Origin of the sequence: Mesorhizobium sp. RCC_202 (assembly GCF_041355295.1) — a bacterium.
Classification (GTDB): Bacteria; Pseudomonadota; Alphaproteobacteria; order Rhizobiales; family Rhizobiaceae; genus Mesorhizobium.
Map to the genome: position 1 here is coordinate 47501 of NZ_JBFUPO010000021.1, position 6984 is coordinate 54484.

The window sequence follows — 6984 nt, forward strand, 5'->3', positions numbered from 1 at the left end:
GGATTGAACGGGCAGCGGAGCGGTTCCAGGAAATAGCTCCTCCTTATAGACCGTACCCGAAACCGACACTGGTGGTCAGGTAGAGTATACCAAGGCGCTTGAGAGAACTATGCTGAAGGAACTCGGCAAATTGCACGCGTAACTTCGGAAGAAGCGTGACCCTTTTCTACGCAAGTAGAGGAGGGTGGCACAGACCAGGGGGTAGCGACTGTTTATCAAAAACACAGGGCTCTGCGAAGCCGCAAGGCGACGTATAGGGTCTGACGCCTGCCCGGTGCTGGAAGGTTAAGAGGAGGGGTGCAAGCTCTGAATCGAAGCCCCAGTAAACGGCGGCCGTAACTATAACGGTCCTAAGGTAGCGAAATTCCTTGTCGGGTAAGTTCCGACCTGCACGAATGGCGTAACGACTTCCCCGCTGTCTCCAGCATAGACTCAGTGAAATTGAATTCCCCGTGAAGATGCGGGGTTCCTGCGGTTAGACGGAAAGACCCCGTGCACCTTTACTATAGCTTTACATTGGCATTCGTAGTGGCATGTGTAGGATAGGTGGTAGGCTTTGAAGCCTGGGCGCTAGCTCAGGTGGAGCCACCCTTGAAATACCACCCTTATTACTATGGATGTCTAACCGCGGCCCGTTATCCGGGTCCGGGACAATGTATGGTGGGTAGTTTGACTGGGGCGGTCGCCTCCTAAAGAGTAACGGAGGCGCGCGATGGTGGGCTCAGAACGGTCGGAAATCGTTCGCTGAGTGCAATGGCATAAGCCTGCCTGACTGCGAGACTGACAAGTCGAGCAGAGACGAAAGTCGGTCATAGTGATCCGGTGGTCCCGCGTGGAAGGGCCATCGCTCAACGGATAAAAGGTACGCCGGGGATAACAGGCTGATGACCCCCAAGAGTCCATATCGACGGGGTTGTTTGGCACCTCGATGTCGACTCATCGCATCCTGGGGCTGGAGCAGGTCCCAAGGGTATGGCTGTTCGCCATTTAAAGCGGTACGTGAGTTGGGTTCAGAACGTCGTGAGACAGTTCGGTCCCTATCTGCCGTGGGTGTAGGAATATTGAAAGGATCTGTCCCTAGTACGAGAGGACCGGGATGGACGGATCTCTGGTGGACCTGTTGTGGCGCCAGCCGCATTGCAGGGTAGCTATATCCGGACGGGATAACCGCTGAAGGCATCTAAGCGGGAAACCCACCTTAAAACGAGTATTCCCTGAGAACCGTGGAAGACGACCACGTTGATAGGCCGGGTGTGGAAGAGCGGCAACGCTTGAAGCTTACCGGTACTAATAGTTCGATCGGCTTGATCGTTCTCATTCCTAATATCCATTTGACGAAGTCAAATGGTCTGTTCTCACTCACGCTTGTTCCGCCCTGCGGGCGGCGCTACGTGGGTGCGGCGCATCAGCGCCGACGGTCGGTCGACCTTGCGAAGCTTCGCTTCGAAAGGCGCCAAGACCAAGAACGGTAAAGGCACAACAAGACCAGCGAACAGCTCAGAGAAAACAGCAAATAGGGATCCCTATTCGCTACTCACTATTGGCTATTCGCTCAAAAGCTTCTCGAACAACGTGCGTTTTGCCGACCTGGTGGTTATGGCGGAGCGGCTGCACCCGATCCCATTCCGAACTCGGCCGTGAAACGCTCCAGCGCTGATGGTACTTCGTCTCAAGACGCGGGAGAGTAGGTCGCTGCCAGGTCTGCTAAACGCACGTTTTATGTGTCACATCGTAACTTCCAAAAATCGAAGCCGATTTTTGGGTCGATGTGATGAAATCTTCTCTCTACGATCAAGGCCCGCCAAGGGACCTCGGGCCGCGAAAGCGGCCCTTTCATTTGGTGAGCCATCTACCTATCTGTAAGCCATCCTACTCGTAGGCCAGCGCTTACATCCAGTCGCAAGCAAACGCTTGCTCGTGGTCGCAAGCAAACGCTTGCTCGTGGTTGACGCGGGGTGGAGCAGCCCGGTAGCTCGTCAGGCTCATAACCTGAAGGTCACAGGTTCAAATCCTGTCCCCGCAACCAAATCCAAAAACGGCCCGCCAGGCTCTTCGCCAGCGGGCCGTTTTGCGTTTGGGACGTGGACCGTTGATTACGACCCACATCCGCAATGAGGTGAAGCGTCAGACCTCGTCGAAACGACTTCCTTCCCTGGATGGATCGCGCTTCAGCGCGCGTTCTTCCTCGTCATCGGGCAGCGCCTCGTCACTGTCCTGATAGGGATTGTCGTCATCTTCCTCGGGCAGGGCGCCCTCAGTCTCCCGCAGGTCCGGCGCGCCTTCCTCGGTTGTCGGGCTGTCCGGAAGGGCCTTGTCGCCCTCGAACGCATCCCAATCCTGTTGCTCGATCATCGGCGCTTCGCTCTCGTCGTCGGATCGTTGTCTATCGCGCGGGTCCATTCGGGGTCCTCCTTATGCGGCTTCTTCCATTCAGCAACCGATCGCAGGACCAATTGTTCCCGGCGCCTGCTGGTAATCGTGAGCGGCCTCACGCACCAATCTCCCTGCCAAGGGAACGGCTGGCTCTGTCGCGGCTTATAGTGCGCAACCGGGAGTTCGCATGCCTCGCAAGCTCGATCTTAGAAGCGGCACGCCAGTCTGGTCTGCCTATCGCTCACCTTTGGTGCCCGTGGAACGGCTCACTCGGGATGTGAAGGCCGATGTCCTGATCGTCGGCATGGGGATCAGCGGCGCGATGATGGCCGAAGCGCTGACCCGCGACGGCCATACCATCGTCTGCATCGACAGACGCGGGCCGCTGAAAGGCTCGACTGCGGCCACCACTGCACTGGTCCAGTTCGAAATCGACCAGCCGCTGACCAAGCTGTCCAGGATCATCGGCGGCGATGCCGCGCGGCAAGCCTGGCGCCGCTCACGCCTGGCGCTGTTCAATCTGCGCGGACGTATCGATGAACTGGGCATAAAGTGCCGGATGACAAGCGTTCCATCACTTTACCTGGCCGGCACGACGCTCGATCCCGCCGCATTGCGCAAGGAGGCGGGAGCCAGGCGGGAGGCAGGAATCGCCTCGTCTTTTCTGTCGCGCGGGATGTTGCAGTCCGAGTTCGGCATAGACCGCGCCGCAGCCATTCTCAGCCACGACAATCTGGCGCTCGACCCGCGCAAGCTGACCTCCGGGCTGCTCAACGCGGCGCTGAAACGCAAGGCGCGTTTTTATGCGCCGGTAGAGGCGACAAAGGTGGAGGACAACCGCCAGGGCGTGACCGTCGCGACCGGCAACGGGCCGACAATCATGGCAAAACGCCTGGTACTGGCGACAGGATACGAGCTGCTCGGTGTTATTCCCGCGGTCAGCCATCGCATTATCTCGACATGGGCAATCGCCACCCGCCCGCAGCCCGGCAAAATCTGGTCCCGCGCGGCGATGGTGTGGGAGGCGTCCGACCCCTATCTCTACATGCGCGCAACCTCGGATGGACGGGTGATCTGCGGCGGCGAGGATGAGGATTTCACCGACGAGCAATTGCGCGATGCGTTGACGGCGAAGAAGACAAGGCGCCTGGAGGAGAAACTCAAGCGAATTTTCCCGCAACTCGACACGACGGCGTATTTTGCCTGGAGCGGCTCATTCGGGGCCACCGGCACCGGGCTGCCGATCATCGGCAGTGTGCCCGGTCATCCGCGCGTTCATGCGGTGATGGGCTATGGCGGCAACGGCATCACCTTCTCGCAAATCGCCTCCGAGATCGTTTCTGCCGCGATAGCCGGCGCGCAAGACGCGGATGCGGCACTGTTCGACTTCAAGGCGTGATGGTCAATCCGCGTTTCTTGATCCGGGAACCGCAGCCCTACTCGATCTGCTCGAAGGTGCATTGTCGAGGCGCCTTGTCCGGCCGCCAGCGCAAGAGCTTGGTGCCGTGCCGAAAGCGATCACCGGTAACATGGTCGAAGCGGACTTCGACGACCAGTTCCGGCAGCAACGGCTTCCACTCACTGCTGCGCTGCGTGCTCCAGCGGCTCGGTCCGCCCGGCGCCTTGCCGGTGAAGCCCGGAGTACCGCGCAGCTTTTCCAACTTGTCCGTAAGCGCGGCGCGCTCGTCATTGTCGATGGTCGAGGTGAAGCCGACGTGATCGAGCAGGCCCTGGTCGTTGTAGAGCCCAAGCAACAGCGAACCGACCTGTCGCGTGCCGTTGAGATAACGAAAGCCGCCGACCACGCAATCGGCCGTGCGCAACCGCTTGACCTTCACCATCGCCCGCTCGCCCGCCCGGTAGGGTTCGTCGAGCAGCTTTGCAACCACACCATCCGTCGAGCCATGGCCGGCGCCTTCCAGCCACAGTCTGGCACGCGTCAGCGCCGTTGTGCGCGGCGACAGCCGCAGTGCGGCATTGTTGGACCTGGCAACGAAATCCTCCAACAATGCGCGCCGTTCGGACAAGGGTAGCGCCAGCAGGATCTCCCCGCCGGGGGCCGCGAGAATGTCGAACAGGACCAACTGGGCCGGCGTTTCCACGCTCAACTTGCGGATGCGGCTCTCGGCTGGATGAAGCCGCATCTGCAGCGCGTTGAAGGAGGCGCGATCCTCAATCTCGATCACGATTTCACCGTCGACAACGAAGTCCTGCGCTTTGAGCTCGTTCAGCAGGGCAGTCAGCTCGGGAAAAAAGCGGCCGAGCGGCTTGCCGGATTTCGCCCTGAGATCGACGGTCCGATCGCCTTTGAAGGCAAGGCAGCGAAAACCATCCCATTTCGGCTCGTACTGCCATGGGCCGTCATTGCGCGGCAAGGCCTCCGCCGTGCGTGCCTCCATTGGCGGCGTGTCCAAGGGCAGCGGGAAACCGTGGTCCCGTACCGCTACCATCGCTCTTCCGTATCGTGGTCCGGCAGGTCGATGCCACAGCAAACCCAACCCAGCCGCTGCGCGGATCCATAATTGTATTGCGGCTCGAGCTCCGCCGGCGTGTCGAAGGTCCCGGCATGCAGCGCGATCTCCTGGTGTTGGGCGTCGTAAGAGAGGGTAAGCGAAGAACCGCAGGCCGGGCAAAAGCCTCTTTGGGCAATGGGTGAGGAACGGCGACTGGCGGGTTGATGCTTGAGCCACGACAGGCTTGCCGTCGGCACCCAGGCGAGCACGGCAAAGGCGCTGCCGGTGGCGCGCCGACACATATCGCAATGGCAATAGTGAACGCGCGGCTTCCCGGTCACACGATAGCGGATGCTGCCGCACAGGCATCCGCCGAAACGCACGATGGCATCATTGGCACCAGCTTCTGGATATTCCATGAGCCTAGAACGCCGAAGCGCAAATTCGGTTTCGGCGAGCTATGGAAATGCGGAGGTCTAAACGCTTTCCAGATAAGTCTCGATCTCGAAGTCGCTGACATTCAGCGCGAACGTGTTCAGTTCCTGGCGCTTGCAGGCGATGAAGGCATCGCGCAGCACGGCCGGGAAAATCTCGGCGACGCGCGGTCCGGTTTCGAAGGCGGCGATCGCCGAGGCCCAGTCCGGCGGCAGCTTGGCCAGCGGCAGGCCCTGTCCTTCGCCACCGGTCGGCTCGCCAGGCGACAGCTCGCGCTCAATGCCGATCAATGCCGCGCCCAGGATTGCCGCCAGCACCAGATAGGGGTTGGCATCGGCGCCGGAGACGCGGTGCTCGATGCGCCGCGCGGCCGAAGGGCCGCCTGGAATACGGATCGCCACCATGCGGTTCTCGTAGCCCCAGGCAACCGCGGTCGGCGCGTAGGAGCGCGGGCGCAGCCGGCGGTAGGAATTGAAATGCGGTGCGAACACAAGCGTGCTCTCGGCCATGGCGGCAAGCAGGCCGCCAACCGCGTGGCGCATTGTGTCCGAGCCCTGGTCCGAGCCGTCGTCGAAAATGTTGCGGCCGACCTTGTCGAGGACGCTGAAATGGACGTGAAAACCGTTGCCGGCGCGCTCGCCGTAAGGCTTGGCCATGAAGCAGGCGGCAAAGCCGTGCTTGCGCGCTATGCCCTTGACGGTGCGCTTGAACAGGACGGCATCGTCCGCCGCGCGCAAGGCGTCGGGCACGTGGTTGAGGTTGATCTCGAACTGGCCGACGCCGTTCTCGGCGATCGCGGTGTCGACCGGGATGCCCTGCATGCGGCAGGCCTCGTAGACGTCGTGAATAAAGGCTTCGAAATCGTCGATCTCGTCGATCGAAAGGGCGGCGTCGGAATCGAGACGCCTGCCGGTGATCGGCGAGACGGGCCCGACCGGTCGATGCGCTGTCGGGTCGACCAGATAGAATTCGAGCTCGGTGGCGGTGACCGGCGTCAGCCCGAGCGCAGCGTAGCGATCGAGGATGCGCGCCAGCGCACGGCGCGGGTCGCCGAGATAGGGCGCGCCTGCATCGTCCGCCAGCCACATCGGTAAAAGTGCCGTCGGATGCGCCGTCCAGTCGACCGGCAGGATGCCGCGTCCGGTCCAGTGGCAAAGGCCATCGGCGTCGCCGGTCGAGAAGACCTGTGCATTGCCTTCGATATCCTCGCCCCAGATGTCGAGGCCGATCGCCGAATAGGGCATGCGCAGCTTGCCTTCGAGCGCCTTGCGTGCCTGCTCGACCGGAATTCGCTTGCCGCGCATGATGCCGTTGAGGTCGCACACCGCGGCGCGCAGGCTGTGAATGTCGTTCCTGCTTTCAAGCCAGTTCAAAACGTCCGTGATTGCATCGCTCAATTTCCGCCCCTGTTTTCTCGAGGTGCTGTAGCCTGTCGGCTACGATATCCAATTTACAGCTTATGAGTTCATGAAGGCCATCTCGGCTGATGCCGGTTGGCTTTATCTTCATTTTTTCAAGTCACTAGCTGGGATATCGGGCGGCATTTCGGGTCCATAGTCTGCGATCTGCGATCGCAACATAGCCATAAGACCTGTGAAAGCCAAGCCGAATTCGGCGGCCGCTTGCAGCCGGACACCTTCGTCTGCCTAGGGCCTGTTGAGAATCAGGATTCCCCTGAGAGCTTTTGAATGATTCAAGCCTCGTTTTGGAGGCATTGATGATT

Annotated in this window: 5 protein-coding genes, 1 tRNA gene and 2 rRNA genes (1 of these 8 running past the window's edge); 4 read left to right on the forward strand and 4 right to left on the reverse strand. The window is 60.6% G+C overall.

Features of this window, described 5'->3' with window-relative positions:
- The 3 genes from AB6802_RS29690 to AB6802_RS29700 form a co-directional block, all read left to right on the forward strand.
- Positions 1 to 1312, forward strand: a 23S ribosomal RNA gene (locus AB6802_RS29690) (it extends 1500 nt beyond the left edge of the window).
- 274 nt (positions 1313 to 1586) lie between these two features.
- Positions 1587 to 1701: ribosomal RNA gene (gene rrf, locus AB6802_RS29695) — 5S ribosomal RNA — on the forward strand.
- Positions 1702 to 1949: 248 nt separating this feature from the next.
- Positions 1950 to 2026: transfer RNA gene (locus AB6802_RS29700), tRNA-Met, on the forward strand.
- A gap of 98 nt (positions 2027 to 2124) precedes the next feature.
- Here the strand turns inward: AB6802_RS29700 and AB6802_RS29705 are convergent.
- Positions 2125 to 2400 carry a hypothetical protein gene (locus AB6802_RS29705; protein ID WP_371013773.1) on the reverse strand — a complete coding sequence of 92 codons (276 nt, stop codon included), beginning with the start codon at positions 2398 to 2400 and terminating at the stop codon, positions 2125 to 2127.
- 160 nt (positions 2401 to 2560) lie between these two features.
- Here AB6802_RS29705 and AB6802_RS29710 point away from each other — a divergent pair, with 160 nt between their 5' ends.
- On the forward strand, positions 2561 to 3772 hold the full coding sequence (locus tag AB6802_RS29710) for an NAD(P)/FAD-dependent oxidoreductase (RefSeq protein WP_371013774.1): 1212 nt from the start codon (positions 2561 to 2563) through the stop codon (positions 3770 to 3772).
- 37 nt (positions 3773 to 3809) lie between these two features.
- On the opposite strand, the gene AB6802_RS29715 is transcribed toward AB6802_RS29710, so the two are convergent.
- From AB6802_RS29715 to AB6802_RS29725, 3 genes are read right to left on the reverse strand one after another with little or no spacing between them, the layout of a single operon-like run.
- A complete protein-coding gene (locus tag AB6802_RS29715; RefSeq protein WP_371013775.1) occupies positions 3810 to 4823 on the reverse strand; it encodes an ATP-dependent DNA ligase in 1014 nt (337 codons plus the stop codon).
- Positions 4817 to 5245 carry a GFA family protein gene (locus AB6802_RS29720; RefSeq protein WP_371013776.1) on the reverse strand — a complete coding sequence of 143 codons (429 nt, stop codon included), beginning with the start codon at positions 5243 to 5245 and terminating at the stop codon, positions 4817 to 4819. Before AB6802_RS29720 ends, AB6802_RS29715 begins: the two co-directional genes overlap by 7 nt.
- A 57-nt stretch (positions 5246 to 5302) precedes the next feature.
- Positions 5303 to 6658, reverse strand: coding sequence for a glutamine synthetase family protein (locus AB6802_RS29725; protein ID WP_371013777.1), 1356 nt, complete (start codon positions 6656 to 6658; stop codon positions 5303 to 5305).
- Positions 6659 to 6984: the final 326 nt, after the last annotated feature.